General features: G+C 73.7%; 22 protein-coding genes. 18 read left to right on the forward strand and 4 right to left on the reverse strand.

What is annotated here, in order from left to right:
- Nucleotides 1–843 (reverse strand): class I tRNA ligase family protein (locus tag E1284_RS17335; protein ID WP_243714545.1); only part of this gene is annotated, 843 nt, incomplete at its 3' end.
- Nucleotides 844–993: 150 nt separating this feature from the next.
- Here E1284_RS17335 and E1284_RS17340 point away from each other — a divergent pair.
- The 3 genes from E1284_RS17340 (at nucleotide 994) to E1284_RS17350 (ending at nucleotide 2442) form a co-directional block, all read left to right on the forward strand.
- Nucleotides 994–1383 carry a CoA-binding protein gene (locus E1284_RS17340; protein WP_165965310.1) on the forward strand — a complete coding sequence of 130 codons (390 nt, stop codon included), beginning with the start codon at nucleotides 994–996 and terminating at the stop codon, nucleotides 1381–1383.
- 178 nt (nucleotides 1384–1561) lie between these two features.
- Complete coding sequence (locus E1284_RS17345; protein ID WP_207923803.1) at nucleotides 1562–2014, forward strand: ATP-binding protein; 453 nt, start codon at nucleotides 1562–1564, stop codon at nucleotides 2012–2014.
- Nucleotides 2015–2016: 2 nt separating this feature from the next.
- Complete coding sequence (locus E1284_RS17350) at nucleotides 2017–2442, forward strand: VOC family protein (RefSeq protein WP_131940136.1); 426 nt, start codon at nucleotides 2017–2019, stop codon at nucleotides 2440–2442.
- A 4-nt stretch (nucleotides 2443–2446) separates the two neighbouring features.
- On the opposite strand, the gene E1284_RS17355 is transcribed toward E1284_RS17350, so the two are convergent.
- Nucleotides 2447–3346, reverse strand: coding sequence for a hydroxymethylglutaryl-CoA lyase (locus E1284_RS17355; RefSeq protein WP_131940137.1), 900 nt, complete (start codon nucleotides 3344–3346; stop codon nucleotides 2447–2449).
- Between the two features lie 116 nt (nucleotides 3347–3462).
- On the opposite strand from E1284_RS17355, the gene E1284_RS17360 reads away from it, so the two are divergent.
- The 5 genes from E1284_RS17360 (at nucleotide 3463) to E1284_RS17380 (ending at nucleotide 10238) form a co-directional block, all read left to right on the forward strand.
- Nucleotides 3463–4164 (forward strand): GntR family transcriptional regulator, encoded by a 702-nt coding sequence (locus tag E1284_RS17360; RefSeq protein WP_131940138.1) that lies wholly within the window; start codon nucleotides 3463–3465, stop codon nucleotides 4162–4164.
- A 234-nt stretch (nucleotides 4165–4398) separates the two neighbouring features.
- Nucleotides 4399–5622 carry a CaiB/BaiF CoA transferase family protein gene (locus E1284_RS17365; protein ID WP_243714546.1) on the forward strand — a complete coding sequence of 408 codons (1224 nt, stop codon included), beginning with the start codon at nucleotides 4399–4401 and terminating at the stop codon, nucleotides 5620–5622.
- 28 nt (nucleotides 5623–5650) lie between these two features.
- Entirely contained in the window at nucleotides 5651–7711 is a 2061-nt protein-coding gene (locus tag E1284_RS17370) for a hydantoinase/oxoprolinase family protein (RefSeq protein ID WP_131940139.1), read from the forward strand.
- The gene (locus E1284_RS17375) at nucleotides 7711–9606 is read left to right on the forward strand and encodes a hydantoinase B/oxoprolinase family protein (RefSeq protein ID WP_131940140.1); all 1896 of its coding nucleotides are present in this window, start codon (nucleotides 7711–7713) and stop codon (nucleotides 9604–9606) included. The genes E1284_RS17370 and E1284_RS17375 overlap by 1 nt, the downstream gene beginning before the upstream one ends.
- Nucleotides 9603–10238 (forward strand): isochorismatase family protein, encoded by a 636-nt coding sequence (locus E1284_RS17380; protein ID WP_131940141.1) that lies wholly within the window; start codon nucleotides 9603–9605, stop codon nucleotides 10236–10238. Before E1284_RS17375 ends, E1284_RS17380 begins: the two co-directional genes overlap by 4 nt.
- A 69-nt stretch (nucleotides 10239–10307) precedes the next feature.
- Here E1284_RS17380 and E1284_RS17385 read toward each other — a convergent pair whose 3' ends face one another.
- The gene (locus E1284_RS17385; protein WP_131940142.1) at nucleotides 10308–10937 is read right to left on the reverse strand and encodes a TetR/AcrR family transcriptional regulator; all 630 of its coding nucleotides are present in this window, start codon (nucleotides 10935–10937) and stop codon (nucleotides 10308–10310) included.
- Nucleotides 10938–11040: 103 nt separating this feature from the next.
- Between E1284_RS17385 and E1284_RS17390 the strand changes: the two genes are divergently transcribed.
- The 4 genes from E1284_RS17390 (at nucleotide 11041) to E1284_RS17405 (ending at nucleotide 15503) form a co-directional block, all read left to right on the forward strand.
- The gene (locus E1284_RS17390; protein WP_131940143.1) at nucleotides 11041–12069 is read left to right on the forward strand and encodes an oxygenase MpaB family protein; all 1029 of its coding nucleotides are present in this window, start codon (nucleotides 11041–11043) and stop codon (nucleotides 12067–12069) included.
- Nucleotides 12070–12164: 95 nt separating this feature from the next.
- Entirely contained in the window at nucleotides 12165–12725 is a 561-nt protein-coding gene (locus E1284_RS17395; protein ID WP_207923804.1) for a TIGR03086 family metal-binding protein, read from the forward strand.
- A 75-nt stretch (nucleotides 12726–12800) separates the two neighbouring features.
- Nucleotides 12801–13277 carry a ribosomal protein L7/L12 gene (locus E1284_RS17400; RefSeq protein WP_207923805.1) on the forward strand — a complete coding sequence of 159 codons (477 nt, stop codon included), beginning with the start codon at nucleotides 12801–12803 and terminating at the stop codon, nucleotides 13275–13277.
- Between the two features lie 75 nt (nucleotides 13278–13352).
- Complete coding sequence (locus tag E1284_RS17405; RefSeq protein ID WP_131940144.1) at nucleotides 13353–15503, forward strand: acyl-CoA dehydrogenase family protein; 2151 nt, start codon at nucleotides 13353–13355, stop codon at nucleotides 15501–15503.
- Nucleotides 15504–15506: 3 nt separating this feature from the next.
- On the opposite strand, the gene E1284_RS17410 is transcribed toward E1284_RS17405, so the two are convergent.
- Nucleotides 15507–16541 (reverse strand): aldo/keto reductase, encoded by a 1035-nt coding sequence (locus E1284_RS17410; protein WP_131940145.1) that lies wholly within the window; start codon nucleotides 16539–16541, stop codon nucleotides 15507–15509.
- 415 nt (nucleotides 16542–16956) lie between these two features.
- On the opposite strand from E1284_RS17410, the gene E1284_RS17415 reads away from it, so the two are divergent.
- The 6 genes from E1284_RS17415 to hypE are packed head-to-tail and all read left to right on the forward strand — an operon-like array spanning nucleotide 16957 to nucleotide 21065.
- The gene (locus E1284_RS17415) at nucleotides 16957–17628 is read left to right on the forward strand and encodes a DUF6084 family protein (RefSeq protein ID WP_131940146.1); all 672 of its coding nucleotides are present in this window, start codon (nucleotides 16957–16959) and stop codon (nucleotides 17626–17628) included.
- On the forward strand, nucleotides 17616–18485 hold the full coding sequence (locus tag E1284_RS17420) for a hypothetical protein (protein ID WP_131940147.1): 870 nt from the start codon (nucleotides 17616–17618) through the stop codon (nucleotides 18483–18485). The genes E1284_RS17415 and E1284_RS17420 overlap by 13 nt, the downstream gene beginning before the upstream one ends.
- Entirely contained in the window at nucleotides 18479–19270 is a 792-nt protein-coding gene (locus tag E1284_RS17425) for a hydrogenase maturation protease (protein WP_207923806.1), read from the forward strand. Before E1284_RS17420 ends, E1284_RS17425 begins: the two co-directional genes overlap by 7 nt.
- A complete protein-coding gene (locus E1284_RS41555; protein ID WP_165965311.1) occupies nucleotides 19267–19407 on the forward strand; it encodes a hypothetical protein in 141 nt (46 codons plus the stop codon). Before E1284_RS17425 ends, E1284_RS41555 begins: the two co-directional genes overlap by 4 nt.
- Before the next feature lie 34 nt (nucleotides 19408–19441).
- Nucleotides 19442–19963 (forward strand): DUF892 family protein, encoded by a 522-nt coding sequence (locus tag E1284_RS17430; protein ID WP_131940148.1) that lies wholly within the window; start codon nucleotides 19442–19444, stop codon nucleotides 19961–19963.
- A 34-nt stretch (nucleotides 19964–19997) separates the two neighbouring features.
- Entirely contained in the window at nucleotides 19998–21065 is a 1068-nt protein-coding gene (gene hypE, locus E1284_RS17435; protein WP_131940149.1) for a hydrogenase expression/formation protein HypE, read from the forward strand.
- The last annotated feature ends 43 nt before the right edge of the window (nucleotides 21066–21108 follow it).

Below are 21108 nucleotides of genomic sequence, written 5' to 3' on the forward strand. Positions count from 1 at the left end.
ATAAGAGACAAGGTCGGAGACCAGGACGAGGTTGCCGGTCGACTTGGCCATCTTCTCGCCGTCGCGGCGGACCATGCCGACGTGCAGCCAGGCCCGGGAGAAGGGGTGGACGCCGGTCAGCGCCTCGGCCATCGCGGATTCGTAGGCGTGGTGCGGGAAGCGCAGGTCCGTGCCGCCGGCGTGCAGGTCGAGGGACGGTCCGAAGGTCGCCATGGCCATCGCGGCGCACTCGGCGTGCCAGCCCGGCCGGCCGGGACCCCACGGGCTGGGCCAGGCGGGCTCGCCCGAGCGGGACGGGCGCCAGACCGCGACGTCGAACGGGTGCCTCTTGCCGGGGTCGTCGGGTTCGTCCCCGTACTCGGCCAGGAGGGCGTGCGCTTCGCCGCCGGGCAGGGCGGGGACGCCGGCGCCGTGGAAGTAGACCGCGTTGTCGCGGACGTAGGCGTGGCCGGACGTGACGAGGCCCTGCGCGAGCGCGATGACGTCCCGGACGTGGTTGTGCGCGCGGGGCTGGTGGTCGACGGCGTGGACGCCGAGGGTGTCGAGGTCGCGTTCGAAGTAGTACTGCTGGACGGCGGCGAAGCTGTCGTAGGGGCTCCCGGCGCGGTGGGCCGCCTGGTTCAGGACGTCGTCGACGTCGGTGACGTTGCGGCAGACGCGCACGTCCGCGCCCGCGTGCCGCAGGACGCGGGCCGCGACGTCGGCCCAGACGAAGGTGCGGGCGTGGCCGAGGTGGGTCGCGTCGTAGGGGGTGATCCCGCAGACGTACATCCGGGCGGGGCCGGCGACCGGCAGCGGACGGCCGCCGATCCGGAGCGTGCGGTCGGGTGCGTTGAGATCCACGGGATGCCGTCCCTCACGGTCGGGAAGCCCGAAGGCCGTCCTCCCTCCAGTGTGCGAACTGGGAGGTGCGGACGGAACGGGGACCTTGGTCCCACCGGCCGGGGACTTTGGGACCCTGCTCCGCGACCTGCCGCGTCAGAGGCTTGGGCCATGACGGAACTCTCCGGCGGGGTGCGGGCGCGGGTCGTCGCGGTCATCGGGGTGTCCCACGGGCACCGGGCTTTCCTCGCCGACCTGCTGGGCGGTGGTTTCGAAGGCGCCGTCTACGCGGTGAACCCGCACTGCGCCGGGAACGGCGCGGACGGCGTGCCGTGCGTGGCGACGCTCGCCGACCTGCCCGAGGCGCCCGATCTCGCGGTCATCGCCGTCCCCGCGTACGCCGTGCCCGGCGTTGCCGAGGCGTGCGGCAGGTTCGGTATCTCCGCCCTCATGGTGAGCAGTTCGGGAATGACCGTGGGGCAGGAGCGCGCCCTTCTCGCCGCCTGCCGGGAGCACGGCATGCGGCTGGTCGGCCCGGATCACCTGCACGCCGCGCGCTAGTCGCGGGCCTCCAGAGTGGACGACACCCTGGTCCAGGACGGTCGGACCGTGCCGTCGAAGCGATCGTCTAAGTTGCGGTGACCAGGGAAGAGCGATGGGGAAGCGGGCGTGCCGTCCGCTCTCAGTCGGTACCATTCATGATTGCCGTAGGGCAAGGAGTGCGGTCGGAGGGACGGTCATGACCGGCAGCGGGGAGCGGGTCGGCGATCACCCGGGTACGGGGGCGCGGGCCGGCGTCGAGCCGTCCGACCGGCCGCGGCGGCTGCCCTTCAACGCGCGCACGCTGAAGGTGGCGCGGGCGATGGTCGTGCAGTGCGCCGCCGCGGCGGGCCTCACCGAGGACCGCGTCCAGGACGCCGAACTCGTCGCCAGCGAGCTGACCGCCAACTCCGTCGAGCACGGCGGCGGCGCGGGCGTGCTGTGCCTCTGGTACGACGCCACCCACCTGATCATCGAGGTCAGCGACGCGGGGCACATCACCGATCCGCTGGCCGGACGGCGTCCCGTCCCGCCGGACACGGTCGGCGGCCGCGGGCTGCTGCTCGTCCACAAGCTCGCCGACCTGGTGCGCGTCCACACCGGGCCGGACGGAACCACTATCCGCGTGTACTTCACCCGCGCGATGATGTGATCATGAGCGAGGTTTCCGCGCAGGGGTACGGACCGGACCACGAGACGCCGTTCGCCTTCGGGCTGCACCACGTGCAGATCGCCGTCCCGGCGGGCAGCGAGGACGCGTGCCGCGCGTTCTACGTGGACGCGTTGGGGATGAGCGAGGTCGCGAAGCCGCCGGTGCTGGCCGCGCGGGGCGGGCTGTGGGTGCGCGCGGACGGGCTGGAGATCCACCTGGGCGTCGAGCAGGACTTCCGCCCGGCCCGCAAGGCGCACCCCGGCATCCGCGTCGAGGACCTGGACGGGCTGGCCGAGCGGCTGGCCGAGCACGGCGTCCAAGTCGACTGGGACGACAATTTCCCAGGTCACCGCCGGTTCTACGCAGCCGACAACCTCGGCAACCGGCTGGAGTTCCTGCAGCGGGACGGCACGACCCCGCAGTGGTGACGCGCTAGCGAGCCGAGGGGAACGGCCCGGCGCGGCCGAGCAGGGCCTGTACCGGGCTGTCGAGGCGCTCGCTCAGCCAGGCCGCCGTCTCTGCGACCGGCGCCATCCGGACGCCCGTGGCGACGCCCATGCGGTCGAGTGAGTAGAGCAGGTCCTCGGTCGCGATGTTGCCGGTCGCGGCGGGCGCGAACGGGCAGCCGCCGAAGCCGCCGGTGCTCGCGTCCAGCGCGCTCACCCCCTGGTCGAGCGCGGTGAGGGCGTTGGCGTAGCCGGTGTTGCGCGTGTTGTGGAAGTGGCAGCGCAGCGGGACGTCCGGGGCGATCTCGGCGGCGCCCGCCAGCAGCGTGCGCACCTGCGCGGGGACGCCGACGCCGATCGTATCGGCCAGCGCGATCTCGTCGGGCTCGCTCTCGGCGACCCGCCGCACCAGGTCCAGGACGCGCTCGGCCGGCACCTCGCCCTCGAACGGGCAGCCGAAGGACGCGGCGATGGTGACGGTGCGGAAGAGCCCGGCGGCGCGGGCGTCGGCGGCGATCCGCGCCCAGTTGGCCACCCCTTCCTCGACCGTGCAGCCCTGGTTGCGGCGGCTGAACTCGTCGGTGGCCACGACGACGACGTTGACCTCGTCCACGCCGGTGGCGAGCGCCCGGTCGAGGCCGCGCCGGTTCAGGACGAGCCCGGCATAGCGCACCCCGTCCGGCCGGGGGAGGCGCTCCATCACCGCCTCCGCGTCCGCCATCTGCGGGACGCGCTTCGGGTTGACGAAGCTGACCGCCTCGATCCGCCGCAGCCCGGCGGCGACGCTCCGCTCGATGAGCCGCACCTTGTCGGCGGTGGGCAGGATCGCGGCCTCGTTCTGCAGCCCGTCCCGGGGACCCACCTCGATCAGTTCGACGTCCGCCATCGCCCTTCCCTTGTATGCAATCAGTGGATGTACTGCAGAATCGGTCAGGGAGAACTCTTGTGTCAAGCGACTGAAGTGCCTATGTTGCATGCAATCGATCCAGCGAGGAGGTTCGGATGGTCCGTGCCGTGGACCGTGTCTACGCACGGCTGCGCGCCGGCATCCTGGCCGGCGTCCACCCGCCCGGCGCGCGGCTCGGCGAGGCCGAGCTGGCCGAGCAGACCGGCTCCAGCCGGACGCCGGTCCGGGAGGCGCTGCGCCGGCTGGAGGTCGAGGGGCTGGTCGAGGTGCTGCCGCACCGCGGCGCCCGCGTCCCCGACTGGACGCCGGAGGACCTGGAGGAGATCTACGACCTGCGGATGCTGCTGGAGGGCGCGGCCGCCCGCCGCGCCGCCGCCCGGATCGAGCCCGAGGACACCGGCCGGATGGCGGAGCTGTGCGACCTCATGGAGGAGTCCGCGGCGTCCGGCGACGGCCAGGACCTGGACCGGGTCGCCGAGCTGAACGCCGAGTTCCACGGCATCGTCCGCGCCGCGGCCGCCAGCACCCGGCTGGTGTCGATGCTCAACGCGGTGGTGCAGCTCCCGCTGGTGATGCGCACCTTCCACCGGTACTCGCCGGACGACCTGACCCGCAGTTCCGCCCACCACCGCGAGCTGGTCGCCGCCCTGCGCGCGGCCGACGGCACCTGGGCCGAGTCGGTGATGCGCGCACACGTACTCGCCGCGAAGGCCGTCCTGCTCCGCGCCACCCCCGACCGCCGCGAACCACCGCACGAACCCAGCGCCCCACAAGACTCACACGAGCACCACGACTAGACCGACCAGCACCGCACAGCGCAACCCGCGCAACCCGCGCGAACAGCACGGCCCGCACGACCGACCAGCGCCCCGGCGCGAACGGCACGACCGGCACGGGCAGCACGACGGCACGACGGCACGAAGAGCACGGCACAGCGCGATACGCGCGTGACACGTGCGACAGGCATGAACGGTACGGACAGCACGACCGGCCATGACCGGCATGAGACGAGTGAAACGAGGGTTTGCCAGATGTCGACGCACGACGGTGCCATGCAGGACGCCCGGGGGCCGCTCGCCGATCTGCGCGTGGTGGAGATGGGGCAGTTGCTCGCCGGTCCGTTCTGCGGGCAGCTGCTCGGTGACTTCGGCGCCGAGGTGATCAAGCTGGAGTCGCCGGGCGCGGGCGACCCGATGCGCCAGTGGGGGCGGGAGAAGCCGCACGGCAAGTCCCTGTGGTGGCCCGTGGTCGCGCGCAACAAGAAGTCGGTGACCTGCAACCTGCGCACGCCCGAGGGGCAGGACCTCGCGCGGCGGATCATCGCGCGGGCCGACATCGTCGTGGAGAACTTCCGTCCGGGCACGCTGGAGCGCTGGGGGCTGGACTTCGACACGCTCCGCGAGGCGAACCCGGGGCTGATCCTCGTGCGGGTGTCCGGTTTCGGGCAGAGCGGCCCCTACGCGCCGCGCGCCGGGTACGGGTCGATCGGCGAGGCGATGGGCGGCATCCGGTACGTGACCGGCGACCCGGGGAACGCGCCGTCCCGGGCCGGGATCTCGCTCGGCGACTCGCTCGCCGCGGTGTTCGCCACGATCGGCGCGCTCGTCGCCGTCCACCACCGGAGCAGCACCGGGCGCGGCCAGATCGTCGACTCGGCGATCTACGAGGCGGTGCTGGCGATGATGGAGTCGCTGCTGCCCGAGTGGGCCGTGGCCGGCTACCAGCGCGAGCGCACCGGGTCCGTGCTGCCGAACGTGTCGCCCAGCAACGTGTACCCGACCGCGTCCGGCGAGATGATCCTGATCGCCGCCAACCAGGACACCGTGTTCGGGCGCCTCGCCAAGACGATGGGACGGCCCGAACTCGCCGCCGACCCCCGGTTCGCCGGGCACGCCGACCGGGGCCGCAACATGGCCGAGCTGGACGAGCTGATCTCCGCCTGGTCGGCGACCCTCGACACCGAGGCCCTCCTGGAGACCCTCCACGAGGGCGGTGTCCCGGCGGGACGCATCTACACCGCCAAGGACATGTTCGACGACCCGCACTTCGCGGCCCGCGAGGCGATCGTGCGCCTCGTCCACCCCGACTTCGGGGAGCTCCCGATGCACAACGCGTTCCCCAGGCTCAGCGAGACACCGGGGTCGGTGCGCCACGCCGGCCCCGCGCTCGGCGAGCACAACCGGGAGGTGTACGGCGGCCTTCTGGACCTGCGAGAAGACGAGATCGCCGCGCTGGCCGAGCGCGGATCCATCTGAGTAACGAGCACGGCATCGGGAGGCCGGCATGGGCTATCGCCTAGGCGTCGATGTAGGAGGCACGTTCACCGACGTGCTGCTGGTGGACGAGGAGACCGGCGTCAGCCACCGCGCCAAGACCGCGTCCACTCCGGCGGACCAGTCCGAGGGGGTCCTCAACGGCATCCGGAAGGTGTGCCTGGACGCGGGGATCGAGTTGTCCGAGGTCGCGCACGTGCTGCACGGCACGACGGTGGCGACCAACGCGATCCTGCAGGGAAGGGGCGCGCGGGTCGGGCTGGTGACGACCCAGGGGTTCCGGCAGGTGCTGCAGATCGCCCGGTCGTTCGTGCCTGGCGGGCTGGCCGGCTGGATCATCTGGCCGAAGCCGGAGCCGCTCGCCAAGCTGGAGCACACCGTCGAGGTCCCCGGCCGGATCGCGGCCGACGGACGGGTCGTCACCCCGCTGGACGAGGACCGCGCCCGCGCCGAGCTGCGCAGGCTCGCCGGGGCCGGCATCGAGGCGCTCACCGTCTCGCTGATCAACTCCTACGCCAACGACGAGCACGAGCGGCGGGTCGCGGAGCTGGCGGCCGAGGAGCTGCCCGGCGTGCCGGTGTCGCTGTCCAGCCACGTCCTGCCGGAGATGCGGGAGTACGAGCGCACCGTCACGACCGTGGCGAACAGCTACGTGCAGCCCGAAGTCGCCCGGTACGTCAGCAACCTCGACCGGTCGCTGACCGGCAGCGGCATCGCGGCGCCGCTGTCGGTGCTGCGCAGCGACGGCGGGCTCACCCAGGCGTCCAAGGCGGCCGAGGACCCGGTGTCGCTGCTGCTGTCGGGCCCGGCGGGCGGCGTGACCGGCGCCGTGTGGTTCGCCGAGCAGGCCGGGTTCGGCGACTTCCTCACCTTCGACATGGGCGGGACGTCCACGGACGTGGCACTGGTGCTCGGCGGCAACCCCCGGATCGGCCGGCAGACCAGCGTCGGCGACCTCACCGTCCGGGCCACCAGCGTGGACGTCCGCAGCGTCGGCGCGGGCGGCGGCTCGATCGCGCACGTCCCCGAGCTGACCAAGGCGCTGCGGGTCGGCCCGCAGTCGGCGGGCGCCGACCCCGGCCCCGCCGCCTACGGGGCGGGCGGCACCGAGCCGACCGTCACCGACGCCAACGTCGTCCTCGGCTACCTGCCGACGCAGCTCGCCGGCGGTGAGATCTCGCTGGACGTCGAGGCGGCCCGCAAGGCCGTGAGCGGCGTCGCCGAGGCGATGGGCCTGCCGAGCGTGGAGGCCGCGGCGGCCGGGATCATCGACATCGTCAACGAGAACATGCTGGGCGCGCTGCGGCTGATCAGCGTCCAGCAGGGCTTCGACCCGCGCGAGTTCGCGCTCGTGTCGTTCGGCGGCGCGGGCCCGCTGCACGCCAACGCGCTCGGCCGGCTGACCGGCTCGTGGCCGGTGATCGTGCCGCCGTCGCCGGGCGTCCTGTGCGCCTACGGAGACGCGACGACCTGCGCCCGCGACGAGAGCGCCCGCACGATGGTGCGCCGCTTCTCCACCCTCGACGACGACGAGCTGCGCGCCGTCCTCGCCGAGCTGGCCGACCAGGCCGCCGCCCGGCTGGAGTCGGAGGGCGTGCCGCGCGGCAGCCAGACCGCGACCTACCAGATCGACCTGCGCTACCACGGGCAGGGCTTCGAGATCCCCGTCGAGGTGGACCGCGAGACCGTGGACGGCGACCTGCTCACCGAGCTGGGCGCCGCGTTCGACGCCGAGCACAAGCGGCTGTTCTCGTTCCTGCTCGACAACGAGCGCGAGGTCATCAACCTGCGGGTCACGGTCAGCGGGCCGCGCCCCGAGGTCGCCTGGCGCACGCTTCCCGAGGGGGACGGCGACCCGTCCGCGGCGCGCGTCCGCGAAACCGAGGTGTGGATGGACGGCGCGTCCGTGCCCGCCGGCATCTTCGACCGTTCCCGACTGCGCGCCGGGGACGTGGTGGCCGGACCGGCCGTCGTGGTCGAGATGGACTCCACCACCCTCGTCCTGCCGGGGCACGCCGCGACCGTGCACCCGAGCGGCAGCCTGCTGATCCGTCCGACTGAGGAGGGCTGATGGCCGAGATCCTGCAGACCACCACCGAGCCGGCCGCCCGGGTCGACGTCGACCCGGTCACCCTGGACATCATCGAGAACGCGCTGCGCAACGCCCGCTACGAGATGGACGAGGTGCTGTTCCGCACCGCGCTGTCGCCGGGCATCCGCGAGCAGCACGACGAGTTCCCGCTGATCGCCGACCCGTCCGGGAAGATGGTCGTCGGCCAGTTCGGGCTGTCGGTGCCCGACTTCCTGGAGAACTTCGACGGGACGATCGGCGAGGGCGACATCCTGATGACGTCCGACCCGTACGCGTGCGGCGCGGCGATCAGCCACGCCAACGACTGGCTGCTGGTCGTGCCGATCTACCACCGGGGACGCCTCGTCGGCTGGTCGTCGATGTTCGGCCACATGTCGGACGTCGGCGGCAAGACGCCCTGCTCGATGCCCGCCGACGCCCGCACCATCTACGAGGAGGGCGTGGTCGTCCCGCCGTTCAAGCTGTACGAGGGCGGTGAGCTGAACGAGGCGGCGCTGCGCATCATCCTCAACCAGGTGCGGATGCCCGACTGGAACCGCGCCGACCTGAACGGCCTCGTCGCGGCCTGCACGACGGCCGCGCGGCGGGTCACCGAGCTGTGCGACAGGTTCGGCGTGGAGACGTACCTGTCCGCGCTGGACGCCCTGCTCGACCGCAACTACCAGGCGATGAAGGTGCTGCTCGCCACCCTCTTCGAGGACGGGCAGACGCTGGAGTTCGCCGACTACATCTGCGACGACGGCTGCGGCTACGGCCCCTACGAGCTGAAGATCTCCCTCACCCGGACCGGGGAGAAGATCCACCTCGACTTCAGCCACGCGGCGCCGCAGGCGGTCGGGCCGGTCAACTACTTCATCAACGAGAACCTCGTCCGGATGTTCTTCGGCATCTACGTCATCACGGTCGCCGACCCGCAGATCCTGTGGAACGACGGCTTCTACCCGCTGATCGACGTCACGATCCCCGAGGACTCGTTCTGGAAGCCGCGCCACCCGGCCGCGCTGAACGCCCGCAACCACGGCATCGGCCGGGTGTTCGACCTGTTCGGCGGGCTGCTCGGGCAGACGAACCCGGAGATCCTGAACGCGGCCGGGTTCTCGTCCTCGCCGCACTTCATGTACTCGGGGCACTACACGTCCGGGCCGCGCGAGGGCGAGTGGTTCCAGCTGTACTCGATCGGGTTCGGCGGCGTCCCGGGGCGCCCGGTCGGGGACGGCCCCGACGGTCACTCGCTGTGGCCGTCGTTCGTCAACATCCCCTGCGAGTACCTGGAGTCGTACTACCCGCTGCGGATCGAGCGGTGGGAGACGATCGCCGACTCCGGCGGCGCCGGCCTGCACCGGGGCGGCAACGGCGTGGACGTCGCCTACCACTTCGAGGAGCCGGGCACGATCGCGATCCACGACGACCGCTGGCTCACCTATCCGTGGGGCGTGAACGGCGGGCGTCCGGGGGAGCGGGGCCGCAAGTGGATCGACCGGGCGGACGGCACCCGCGAGGTGCTGCCCAGCAAGGTCCACGACGTGCCGGTGGCGCCGGGCGACGTGCTGCACTTCGTGACGTGGGGCGGCGGCGGATGGGGCGACCCGCTCGCCCGTCCCGCCGAGCTGGTGGCGCAGGAGGTGCTGCGCGGGCTCGTCACCGCCGAGGGCGCCCGTGCGGGGTACGGCGTCGTTTGCGGCGACGACGGTGTGCTCGACGTGCAGGCCACCGAGCTGCTGCGGGCGGAGATGACCGCGGCGCGGACGGAGATCCCCGTCTTCGACATGGGGCCGCCGCTCGCGGAGATCCTCGACCGCTGCGAGGAGGAGACCGGGCTGCCCGCGCCGCGCCCGCCGGTCGACGTCCGCTCCGCCGACGCCCTGCGCCGATGACCGGCCCGGACGGCTCGGACGACCTCGTTGCCGACTACCGGGCGTCGGGATTCGGCGAGAGCCTCGGCTGCGGTGACGCCCCGGCGGTGCTGGTGGTCGATTTCGTCCGGGCGTACCTGGAGGACGGGTCGCCGCTGCGCGCCCCGGTCGAGGACGCGCTGTCCGCGGCCGCGGCGCTCATCGGGGCGGGACGGGCCGCCGGCGTGCCGGTGCTGTTCACGCGGGTGAGCTACCAGCCGGGCGGCGCGGACGGCGGGCTGTTCCGCCGCAAGGTCCCCGCGCTGCGGGTGTTCGAGGAGGGGAGCCCCCTCGGCGACTTCGCCGAGGGGGCCGCCCCCCGGGCGGGGGAGACGGTCGTCACCAAGCAGTACGCCAGCGCGTTCCACGGGACGTCGCTGGCGGCGACGCTGACCGCGTCCGGCATCGACACGCTGTTCATCTGCGGGCTGACCACGAGCGGCTGCATCCGGGCGAGCGCGACCGACGCCCTGCAACACGGGTTCCGCCCCCTCGTGGTGGACGAGGCGTGCGGCGACCGCGACCGGCGCCTGCACGAGGCCAACCTGCTGGACCTCCAGGCGAAATACGCCGACGTAATCCCCCTGGCCCGCGCCCTGACCCTGCTCACCTAATCGTTGACCTGCGGCGTGTTGTTGTTATGAGCGCCCGCATAACAACAACACGCCGCAGGTCAACGGAAGTCAGGCGTGCCGCGCGGCGGTGGTGTGGAGGGCTAGGGAGAGGTCTACGGCGCTGTCTACCACCGCGTCCAGGTCGTCGCCCAGCCTTCCGTCCGCCCACTGCTGGGCCAGTTCGGTCATGGCGCCGGTGAACATCGTCGCGGCGATGACGACCGGGAGCGCCGGGTCCTCGATGTTGCTCATCGCGAGGACGCCGTCCAGCAGGGCGGTCTGCGCGGCCCGGCGCCGCTCCGCGAGGACCTCGTTGCCGCGCGCCTCGGCGAACAGGACCCGCCCCCTGCGCGGGTCGTCGCTGATGAAGCGCAGCACGCTGCGGATGCCCGCGCGGGTGCGGACCTTAGGGCTCGGGCCGGCCTCGTCGAGCGCCCCCGCCAGCGCGTCGGCGAGCGCGGTGGCCTCCCGGTCGTAGACGGCCGCGAGCAGCTCGTCGGTGCCGGCGAAGTTCTCGTAGAAGTAGCGCGTGTGCAGCTCGGCCTCCCGGCACACGGCGCGCACCGTCAGGGCGGCCTCGCCCTCGTCCCCGAACAGCGTGTACGCGGCCCGGACGAGCATCGCCCGCCGCTCGTCCCGCCGGCGGCTCGCCGGGACCCCGGCCCACCGGGTGGACGTGGCCGTGCGCGCGTTCGCCATGCCCCGACGATACCGGCCCGTCCCGTCCGCCCGGCCGAGTCTGGACACGGGCGTACCCAGATGCTTATTCTGGCCACGGTTGTAGCCAGAATTGGGAGTGCAGATGCCGGCCGAGACCCGTCAGGGCAGAATCAGTCAGGGCAAGACCAATCCCGTCGCGACGCGGTTCGAGCGGGCCTTCGACGCCGAGATCCGCTCCAGGTTCTTCAAGGGCCTGGACTTCGCCGGACCGGACGGCGACCCCGGCTGGTTCGGGCCCGGCAGCGCGGTCTGGTACGTCCACTCGCACCTGCCCACGCTGATCCTCGGCCTGGTCGGCGCCGCCTACATCGAGGGCCTCGACCCGAGCATCAGCTGGATGGCCTACGACCACTCCCGCATTCCGGAGCGGGTCGACGGCATCCCCACGGGAAGGATCGACCCGGAGGGCGCCGCCGTCCGGCTCGGGCACTCCCTGTCCTTCTTCATCGGCACCGCCTACGGCTCCACGCCGACCGCCGAGCGCCTGGCCCGCACCGTCCGGGCGATGCACCACACCATCAAGGGCACCCGGCCGGACGGGCTCGCCTACGACGCCGACGACCCCGAGTGGCTGCGCTGGAACTACGCCACCGTCGTCTGGGGGCTGGCGACCGCGCACGAGCGCTACCACCGGCGTCCGCTGCGCGACATCGACCGCTACTACCGCGAATTCGTCCGCGTCGGCGAGGCCCTCGGCGGCACCGACCTGCCCGCGACCAAGGCCGAGGTCGCCGAATGCCTGGAGTCCTACCTGCCGCGCCTGGCGCTCACCCCGATCAAGGCGTTCCAGACCGGGCCGAACCTCCGCGACAGCAAGGTCAAGCCGTGGGAGCCCGGCGGCCCGTTCATGGACTGGGCCGCCCGCGACATGCTCCCGGAGTGGGCGCAGAAGCTCTGCCTCTACCGGCCGCCGAACCCGCTCGTCCTGCGCGCCCGCCGGAGCACGCTGTGGCTCGTCCTCAACGGCCTGCACGACGCGACGGGCCCGATCCGCGAGTACCGCGAGGCCGAGGCGCGGGTCGCGGCGGGCGTCACCGCCGCGGTCGCCTCGACCGCCCCGACCGCCCCCGACCCCGTCCTGACCCGCGCCGAGGTCGAGGCCACCGCCTGACCACCTGACGCTCCGCACACGGTGCCCTGGGCGATGACTATTCGGTGTGGGCGCGGTCCACACAGCAGTGGGCCATCACCCGATCGGAGGCCGGTGTGCAAGCGGACGCGTGCGGCGGCAGGCTGCTGGATCGGGCCATCGGGTTCGCGCTGACGACCGTCCAGGCGGTCACGCCGGACATGCTCGCGCGCCGGACGCCGTGCGCGGCCTGGGACCTCGGCATGCTCCTCGTGCACCTCGGCGAATCGCTGGCCGCGCTGCACGAGGGCATGAGCGCGGGGCGCGTCGGGAGGGAGTCCGAACCGGGGACGCCGCCGGACGACCCGGTGTCGGCGCTGCGGGTGCGGGCCGTCCGCGTGCTGCGGGCGTCCGCCGCCCTCGACGCGGTCGCGGTCGGGGACCGGCGGCTGCCGGGCGGGATGCTGGCCCGGGCCGGCGCACTCGAGGTCGCCGTCCACGGCTGGGACATCGCGCAGGCCACCGGAAAGCCCCGGCCCATCCCGCCGCTGCTGGCCGAGGACCTGCTGGCCGTCTGCCCGCTGGTGCTGCCCGAGCCGCCGCGCGGCCCGCTGTTCGCCGCCCCCGTCGAGCCCCCGCCGGACGCCTTCGGCGGGGAGCGGCTGGTGGCCCTCCTCGGCCGCCGCCCGATGGCCTGAAGCCCTCGGGGCGGATGCGGTGCGGCCGCGAGTCGGCGAGAATCGGCCCGTCCGCCCCCGGCCAGAGGAGTACTCGTGAAATCTTCGGCGCCTGTCCGGCACCTGACCCCGGAGGCCCGCATGCGTGTGGACGACCTGATCGGGAGGGGCCAGTACATTCCGGCCATCAAACTGGTCCGGGAGGCCACCGGGCTCGGGCTCAAGGACGCCAAGGAGTACGTGGACGGGTTGAAGGGCGAGGTCCTGGCCCGGCAGGTGCCGCCCGAGGTGGAGGCCAAGGTCCGCGCGCTGATCGCCGAGGGCAAGGTGAAGCCGGCGGTCGCGATGGTCCGCGTGGAGACCGCGCTCGTGCGGCAGGCCGCCAAGGACTATGTCGACGCGGTCCAGAAGGGGTTCGTGGCCCCGCCGCCGGTGGACGGGGGCGGGACGCTGGCCGACCGGGCCCGGGCGTTCCGGCGCGCGGGCGACTACGAGTCGGCCGTCGCGGTGGTCTGCGCGGAGACGGGGATGGGCCGCGACGAGGCGATGCGTTTCGTCGAAGCGCTGCGATAGATCGCGCCGACCCCTCGCCCCGGACGGCAACCGAATGCCATTCTGGTTACCGACGGAACGACGCTTGGAGGGGTCATGGCGATCGCCATCAGCGAGGAGCACCGCGAGCTGGCACGGACGGCGCGCGCGTTCCTGCGCGACCAGGGGGCGCGGGCCGCGAACCGCGCGCTGCTGGACGCCGAGAAGGAGCCGCTGCCCGCGTTCTGGGCGGAGTTCGCCGGCCTCGGGCTGCTCGGCCTGCACCTGCCCGAGGAGCACGGCGGCGGCGGAGCGGGCCTGCCGGAGCTGGTCGTGGTCGCCGAGGAGCTCGGCCGCGCCGCCGCGCCCGGCCCGATGCTGCCGACGATGATCGCGTCCGCGGTGGTCGCGGCCGCCGGAGACGGCGGGCAGCGGGCGCGCCTGCTGCCGGACCTCGCCTCCGGGGCGGTCCCGGCGGCGCTCGGCATCGGCGGCTCGCTGACCCTGGGCGACGGCACCGCGGACGGCGACGGCGGAGTCGTGCTCGGCGGCGGCCTGGCCGAGCTGCTCGTCCTCGCGGCCGGCGACGACATGATCGTCGTGCGGGCGGACGCGCCGGGCGTGACCGTCGAGGTCCCCGGCAACCTGGACCCGTCGCGCCGCTCGGCCCGCGTCACGCTGGACGGCGCCGCCGTGGACGTCCTGACCGGCGCCCGGGTCCGGGCCACCGCGATCGCCCGCACGCTCGTCTCCGCCGAGGCGGTCGGCGGCGCCCTCGAATGCGTGGACAACGCCGTCGAGTACGCCAAGGTGCGGCAGCAGTTCGGCCGTCCCATCGCGACGTTCCAGGCGGTCAAGCACCACTGCGCGAACATGCTCGTCGCCGCCGAGCTGGCCACGGCCGCCGTGTGGGACGCCGCGCGGGCCGCGTCCGGGCCGGCCGACCAGTTCGAGCTCGCGGCGGCCGTCGCCGCGGCGCTCGCCCTGCCCGCGTTCACCACCGACACCGGCCTCAACATCCAGGTGCACGGCGGCATCGGGTTCACCTGGGAGCACGACGCCCACCTGCTGATGCGGCGCGCCGCGACGCTGGCGGCCGTGTTCGACCCGCACTCCGCCGAGCGGGACGTGACCCGCCTGAAGGCCGCCGGCGTCGTCCGCGAGACGACCCTCGACCTGCCGCCCGAGGCGGAGGCCCGGCGTCCGGAGATCCGCGCGCTGGCCCGGGAGATCGCCGCGCTGCCGGCCGCCGAGCAGCGGCGGAAGCTCATCGACACCGGCTACGTCCAGCCGCACTGGCCGCGCCCGTGGGGCGTGGAGGCGAGCGCCGGGCTGCAACTCGTCATCGAGGACGAGTTCCGCGCCGCCGGGGTGAAGCGCGCCCAGCTCGGCATCACCGGCTGGGTGATCCTCACCCTCGTCCAGCACGGCACGCAGGACCAGGTCGACCGCTGGGTGCGGCCCGCGCTCACCGGCGCCGAGGTCTGGTGCCAGCTGTTCAGCGAGCCCGAGGCAGGCTCGGACGCCGCCGCCGTGAAGACCCGCGCCGTCAAGGTGGAGGGCGGCTGGATCGTCAACGGCCAGAAGGTGTGGACGAGCGGCGCCCAGCACTGCCGCTGGGGGTTCGCGACCGTCCGCACCGACCCGGACGCGGCCAAGCACGCCGGTGTCACCATGGTCGTCATCGACATGCAGCACGCGGGCGTGGAGGTCCGGCCGCTCCGCCAGATCACCGGCGGCTCCGACTTCAACGAGGTCTTCTTCTCCGACGTCTTCGTCCCCGACGCCGACGTGGTCGGCGAGCCGAACCAGGGCTGGACGGTCGCCCGCGCCACCCTCGGCAACGAGCGCGTCAGCATCGGCGGCGGCGTGGGCGGCCCGCCCGGGCCCGACTTCATCACGCTGTACAAGGAGCACGGCGACCGCGTTCCCGCCGCCGCCGAGCGCGTCGGCGCCCACCTGGCCGAGGAGCAGGCCCTCCGCCTGCTCAACCTCCGCTCCGCCGAACGCGCCGTCGCCGGCGGCGAGCCCGGCCCCGAGGGCAACATCACCAAGCTCGTCCTCGCCGAGCACGGCCACGCCACCGCCGACCTGCTCGCCGAGTTCGCCGGCCCCGGCACGGCGTTCGACGAGGGACTCGGCCAGTTCGCGGGCCTGATGCGCCTCGGCTCCCGCGGCATGTCGATCGCCGGCGGCACCTCCGAGATCACCCGCAACCAGATCGCCGAACGCATCCTCAAGCTCCCCCGCGACCCGCTGATCAAGTAGGGCTCACCGGCGGCGGTTCCCGGCGTCCAGTGCCGGAGTCCCGGTGCGGTGGTTGATGCCCGCTATGTCGGTGCCCGGCGGGACGACCTCGTCGATCGCGTCCAGGACGGCGGCGTCCAGGCGAACGTCGGCGGCGGCGAGCAGGTCGTCCAGCTGGGGCATCGTCTTCGGGCCGATGATCGTCGAGGTGATGGCCGGGTGCTCGCCGACGAAGGCGAGCGCCAGGTGCGTCAGCGGGAGGCCGGCCTCCTCGGCGATCTTCGCGAGGCGCTCGACGGCGTCGTAGCGGACGGGGGCGCTGGGGTCCACGTCGACGCTGCGGCCGCGCCACGCCGGGTTGTCGGAGTGCGCGAACCGCGCGCCCGCGGGAGGCTGCTCCCCGCGCCGGTACTTGCCGGTCAGCCAGCCGCCCGCCAGCGGGCTCCACGGGATGACGCCCATGCCGTGCCGCCGCGCGGCGGGCAGCACCGACTCCTCGATCGACCGGGCGAAGACCGAGTACTGCGGCTGCTCGCAGACGAACCGGACGCCGCCCCTCCGCTCGGCGGCCCACTGCGCCTCCACGATCTGGTCGGCCGGGAACGACGACGACCCCGCGTACAGCACCTTGCCCTGGCGGACGAGGTCGGTGAGGGCGTCGAGGGTCTCCTCCAGATCGGTGTCCCAGTCGCGGCGGTGCATCTGGTACAGGTCGATGCGGTCGGTGCCCAGCCGCCGGAGGCTGTCCTCAACGGCGCGGACGATGTAGCGCCGCGACCCGCCCCGGCCGTTGCGCTCCTCGCCCAGCGGGAAGAAGCACTTGGTCGCGAGGACGATGCCGTCCCGGCGCCCCTTGATGGCCTTGCCGACGACCTCTTCGCTCTCCCCGGCGGAGTACATGTCGGCGGTGTCGATGAAGTTGATCCCGGCGTCCAGCGCCCGGTGGACGATGCGCACGCAGTCGTCGTGGTCGGGATTGCCGACCGCGCCGAACATCATCGCGCCGAGGCACTGGCTGCTGACCTCGACGCCGGTACGGCCGAGCTTGCGGTACTGCATCCTGCGCTCTCCCTCGTTAGGCGATCGCGCAGAACGCTAAGAGCTGGAGCGCGCTCAAGGTCAAGCACCACCGGCGAGGAGCCCGGCCGGCCCTTGGGGGAGGCCGCGGGTCGGGTGTCCGGCATGGCTGCGGAAAACTTTCCCATGACCGGGGTTGCGACTGCCGTCCGCCAATCGGGCAATTGGCTGGAAAATGCCGCGGTGATGCTCGGCCCGGGTTCGTATCGGGCTTTCCCCTTTCTCGGCGTTCGCCTAGCTCAGGGGGCTGTCAGAGGTGTGCCGTCCGTGTCCGAGAACCATTCGTTTACCAACTGCCGGGGCTGCGGGCGGCGGTTTTCCGGGCGGTGTTTCGGGGGCATGCGGCAGGGCAGTCCGCACTGGTGATGATCTGCGAACCCGCGCGCGGGGGGCGGGCATGAGCGGCGCGCCGGAACTCGGGCTCGAGCTGCTCGGGATCGAGGCCGGGACGTCCGCGGCGACGCCGGCGCTGGAGCTGCGGATCGGGCTGCGGCGGCCGGACGGCGGGCCCGTCCAGTGCGTCCTGCTCACCGCGGCCGTGACGATCGCGGCGTCGCGCCGCGACCACGACGACGCCGAACGCGAGCGGCTCACCGCCGTGTTCGGCACGCCCGACACCTGGGACACGGCGCTGGACGCCCTGGCGTGGGCGCGCGTCGGCGCGACCGTGCCGACGTTCCGCGGCGCGACGGAGGTCACGCTGTCCCTGCCGTGCGGGCACGACGCGCAGGCCGGCGCCGACCGCTACCTGCGCGCGCTCGACGGCGGCGACGTCCCCCTCGACCTCGCCTTCGAGGGCACGGTCTTCTACCCGGGCGAGGACGGGCCGCTGCGCACCCGGCAGGCCCCCTGGCGCCGCGAGGCGGCCGGCGTGCTGCCCGTCCAGGCGTGGCGGGACCTCATGGACCACTACTACGGCCCCGCCCGCTGGCTCCGCCTGGACGACGCCTGCTTCGGCCGGCTGTCGGACTACCGGGAGCGCCGCGCGCACTCCTCGTTCGACGACACGGTCGACGAACTGCTCCGGAAGGCCGAGGCGCGGCGCGAGGAGGAAGAGTGGACCGTGTGAGGGCGGTCGCGGACGCGGTCCTCTACGAGGGCCACCTGCTGTGGCCCTACCGCCGGCCGCCTGCGCAGAACCGCCGGCGGTGGACGGTCGGCGGCGTCCACCCGCGCGCCTACGCCGAACGCACCGGCGACCGCTGGACGCTGCGCGCCGAGTTCGTCCTGGACGCGGCGCCCGAGGCCGACATCGAGATCACCCTGCGCTTCCTGCAGGTGGTGCACCGCCAGGTCATGGACGGCGACACCCCGGTGGACGGGCTCCAGCGGGGCGGCGAGACGTTCACGACCTGGGACGAGGCCCGCGAACGCGAGATCACCGGCGGCCGGATCACCGTGCGGCGCATGCTGACCGGCCCCATCCGGATCCCGGTCGCGGTACCGCCCGGCACCGAGGACGAGGAGATCGGCGGCGGCGCGCGCCTCCGGCGGTCGTGGGAGCGGGTGGCCGGCTGGGTCGACGCGTCCGCCGTCCCGGCCGGGGACGGCGCCGTGCGGCTGCGGGTCGACATCGTCAACGGCGGGGACGCGGCCGGGCCCGAGGACGCCGACCGCGCCGGGATGCTCTGCGCGCACGTCGTGGCGAGCGCCCGCGGCGGGGTGTTCGTCTCGTCCGCCGACCCGCCCGACCGGCTGGCCGGCGCCGTCGCCGGGTGCCGGAGCGACGGGCTGTGGCCCGTCCTCGCGGGCCGGCCGGGCGACCACGGCACCGTCCTCGCCGCGCCGGTCGTCCTCTACGACTGGCCGCAGGTCGCCCCGGACGGACCCGGCGACCTGCGCTTCGGGACCGAGGGCGACGGGCTGCTGTTCCTCAGCGTGCTCGGCCTCGCCGGGAACGAGCGGCGGGAGACGGCGGCGTGGTGAGCGCGAGGGCGCTCGTCCGCGGGCGGGAGCTGACCGCCGGGAGCCGGGTCCGGCTGCGCCCCCAGGGCGGCGCCGATGCCTTCGACCTCGCCATCGTCGGCCGCGCCGCCACCGTCGAGCGGGTCGAGGACGACCTGGAGGGCGGCCTGCACCTGCTCGTCGCGGTCGATCGCGACCCCGGCGGGACGCCCGGCGGCGACGCCCTCGGGCACCGGTTCTTCATCGGCCTGGACGAGGTGGACCCGCTGCCGAGCGACGAGTCGTCCCGCAAGGTCCTCGTCGCCGGGATCGGGAACGTCTTCCACGGCGACGACGGGTTCGGCGTGGAGGTCGTCCGGCGCCTGCGGCGGCGGCCCGTGCCGGACGGCGTCGACATCACCGACTTCGGCATCCGCGGCGTCGACCTGATGTGCGCGCTCGGGGACGGCCACCGGACCGCGATCCTCGTCGGCGCCGCCGCCAGCGGCGACGCGCCCGGCACCGTCCGGGTCGCCGAACCCGACCCGGACTCGGGCGGCTTCGGCGGCGCCGCGGTCGACGCGCACGGGCTCGACCCGGCGCGGGTGCTGCGGCTGGCCCGCGAGAACGGCCCGGTCCCGCCGCGGATCCTGCTGGTCGCGTGCGAGCCGTCGGCGCAGGCGGCCGACGCCACCTGGGAAATGGACCTCAGCGCGCCGGTCGGCGCGGCGGTCGGGGAGACCGTCCGGCTGATCGAGCGGCTGATCGCTAAGGAACTCTCAGCAGAGAGAGAACTCACACCGCACAGAGAAGGAGCCGTGTCATGAGGAAGGGAAAGCGGGTCCGCCCGCGCATGGTCAGGCTGATGGTCGCGCTGTCCGCGCTGTCGGTGCTCGCACTGATCGTCATGGTGGCCGGGCGGACGCCGGTGCTGCGCCGGTACATCGACTCCGGGCCCAGGTGACCCGGCGCCGCCGACACAGGTTCGGAACCCGGCGATGAGGACGATCGACCGGCATCTCGTCGGCTACCTGAAGGACGCGCACACGCTCCAGGAGCACGTCGAGGCCACGCTGAGCGAGCTGCTGACGACGGTGGCGGACGAGCCGGACGCCTGCCGTCCGCTCGGCCGCTTCGCGGAGGCGACGCGGCTGCACATGCGCGAGATCGAGGCGCGGCTGCGGGCGCACCACTCGTCCCCGTCCATCGTCCGGGACGCGGGGCAGCTGTTCGCCGCCGTCGCGGAGGCCGGGCTCGGCCGCAGCCGCCGCGACGCCGCCGGCAAGCACATGCGGGACGCCTACGTCGCGGCCCACCTGCAGATCGCGGCGGCCGAGATGCTGCGGCGCGTCGCCGAGCGCGCCGGGGACGCCGAGACGGCGCGGGTGGCGAAGGCGATGTGCGACGACGCGCACGCGATGTCGGCGGAGCTGTCGGACCGGTGGGACCTCGCCGTGGAGCTGTCGCTGCGGCAGCACGGCGTGCGGGACGCCCCGCCGCCGCCCGGGAGCGGCCGGTGAACACGGCGGGGAAACTGACGCGGGAGGCGCTCTGATGGCCCTACGGGAAGAGCAGGTCCTCGAGCGCATCACGCGGGCCCGCGGCCGCAGGGCCCGCCTGCGCGAGGACGCCGTCACCCTGGCGCACGGTGCGGGCGGCAGGGCCGCCCGCACCCTGATCGACGCGGTGTTCAAGGACGCGTTCGACAACCCGATCCTGGACCGCATGGACGACTCGGCGTGCTTCGCCGTCAACGGCGCCGACCTGGCCTTCACCACCGACGCGCACGTGGTGTCGCCGCTCTTCTTCCCCGGCGGGGACATCGGCGACCTGGCAGTCAACGGGACGGTCAACGACCTCGCCGTCTCCGGTGCGACGCCGCTGCACCTGTCCGCCGGATTCATCCTCGAAGAGGGCTTCCCGGTCTCGTCGCTGCGCCGCATCACCGCCTCGATGAGCGCCGCCGCCGAGGCCGCCGGGGTCGACATCGTCACGGGCGACACCAAGGTCGTCCGGCGCGGGCAGGCCGACGGCTGCTACATCACCACCGCCGGCGTGGGCGTCGTCCACTCCCCGCCCGCGGGCGACGTCCGTCCCGGCGACGCGATCCTGGTCACCGGGCCGATCGGCGAGCACGGAGTCGCGATCATGCTGGCGCGCGGCGACCTGGACATCGAGGCGGACCTGGCCTCCGACACCGCGCCGCTGAACTGCCTGCTCGCCGACCTGGCCGCCCGCTGCCCGGGCGCCGTCCGCCGCATGCGGGACGCGACCCGGGGCGGTGTGGCGGCCGTCCTCGGCGAACTGGCGGCCGACGCGGGCCTCGCCGCGGTGGTGGACGAGGAGGCGGTCCCCGTCCGGCCCGCCGTCCGGGGCGCCTGCGAACTCCTCGGCATCGACCCGCTGCACGTCGCCTGCGAGGGCCGGGCCGTGATCGTGGTCGCATCCGAGGCCGCGGACACCGCCCTGGCCTCACTGCGCGCCCACCCGCTGGGCGCGGGCGCCGCCGCCATCGGCCACCTGCACGACGACCCGCCCGGCACCGTCCTGGTGAAGACCGCCTTCGACGGCACCCAGCCCATCGCCCCGCTGCCGGACGACTCCCTGCCCCGGATCTGCTGAAGCCGCGACGCCGGCGGCGTCCCGTGACTTCGTCGGGTGCGCG

It is taken from the genome of Actinomadura bangladeshensis (assembly GCF_004348335.1).
GTDB lineage: Bacteria > Actinomycetota > Actinomycetes > Streptosporangiales > Streptosporangiaceae > Spirillospora > Spirillospora bangladeshensis.